Here is a 1,405-nt window from a genome sequence, read left to right as displayed (position 1 = left end):
GGGAGTGTCAAGTTAACGGCTGATTTGGGGTTTGGGTGGTCAGTGGGTGGTTGGGGTGAGGCGGCCTTCGAAGGCGATCTGGAAGGCGTTCAGGGCGGGCTTCCAGCGCTGGACCCAGCGTTTCTGGCCCTTGCCGGTGGGGTCCAGTGACATCAGGGCCAGGTAGATGCACTTGAGCGCTGCGGTGTCGTTGGGGAAGTGGCCGCGGGCGCGGACCGCGCGGCGGATGCGGGCGTTCACGCTCTCGATGGCGTTGGTGGAGCAGATGACCCGGCGGATCTCGGGGTCGAAGGCCAGGAACGGGACGAACTCGGCCCAGGTGTCCTCCCACAGCTTCACGATCGCCGGATACTTGGCGCCCCAGATCTCGGCGAACTCCAGGAACCGTTCGGTGGCCGCCGACTCGGTCGGGGCGGTGTAGACAGGCCTGAGCGCCCGGGCGATCTTGTCCCAATCCTGCCGTCCGGCGTAGGAGAAGGAGTTGCGCAGCAGGTGAACCACGCACGTCTGCACGACCGCGCGGGGCCAGAGGGTCTCCACCGCCTCCGGCAGTCCCTTGAGGCCGTCGCAGACCAGCATCAGTACGTCTTCGACGCCTCGGTTCTTGATCTCGGTGAGCACGTGCAACCAGTATTTGGCCCCCTCACCGCCGTCCCCGGCCCACAGGCCGAGGATCTCGCGCTTGCCTTCGACGGTGGCGGCCATCACTACGTAGATCGGCCGGTTGGCGACCTGCCCGTCCCGGATCTTGACGTTGATCGCGTCGATGAACAACACCGGGTAGACGCGGTCCAGCGGCCGGTTCTGCCAGTCGGCCATCCCGTCCATCACCTTGTCGGTGATGGTGGAGATGGTCTGCTTGGACACGCTAGCGCCGTACACCTCGGCCAGGTGCGCGGAGATCTCCCCGTGAGTGAGACCCTTGGCCGACAGGGACAGCACCATCTCCTCCACACCCGACAGACGGCGCTGCCGTTTGCGGACGATCTGCGGCTCGAACGTGCCGGCGACATCGCGGGGCACCTTGACCTCGACCGGACCGACGTCGCTCAGCACAGTTTTGGCGCGGGTGCCGTTGCGCGAGTTCCCCGAGTTGTCCCCAGCGGCATCGTGCTTGTCATAGCCGAGGTGATCGGTGATCTCGCCCTCCAGAGCCGACTCCAGCACCCGCTTGGTCAACTGCTGCAGCAGTCCACCCTCACCGGTCAACTGCAGCCCCTCATTGCGGGCGCGGTCCACCAGCATCGCGATCAGCTGCTCGTCGGAGGCCGTCACCGGCTCCGGCCTCACGGCCTGGTCCTGGCCCTGTTCAACGGACTCGTCCACGGTCGCGGACGGCTCGGCGGTCTCGGTCATGTGGCGTCTCTTCCTTGATCGTTAGATCCGCCGTTATTTGTACAGTCCC

General features: G+C 65.9%; 1 protein-coding gene. It reads right to left on the bottom strand.

Annotation, left to right across the window (positions count from 1 at the left end; genetic code table 11):
- Positions 1-39 precede the first annotated feature (39 nt).
- Complete coding sequence (locus E1287_RS43210) at positions 40-1,245, bottom strand: IS256 family transposase (RefSeq protein ID WP_207934827.1); 1,206 nt, start codon at positions 1,243-1,245, stop codon at positions 40-42.
- Between the last annotated feature and the right edge of the window lie 160 nt (positions 1,246-1,405).

The sequence above is a fragment of the Actinomadura sp. KC06 genome, from assembly GCF_004348735.1.
GTDB lineage: Bacteria > Actinomycetota > Actinomycetes > Streptosporangiales > Streptosporangiaceae > Spirillospora.
This window is presented reverse-complemented; position numbering and strand designations above follow the sequence as displayed.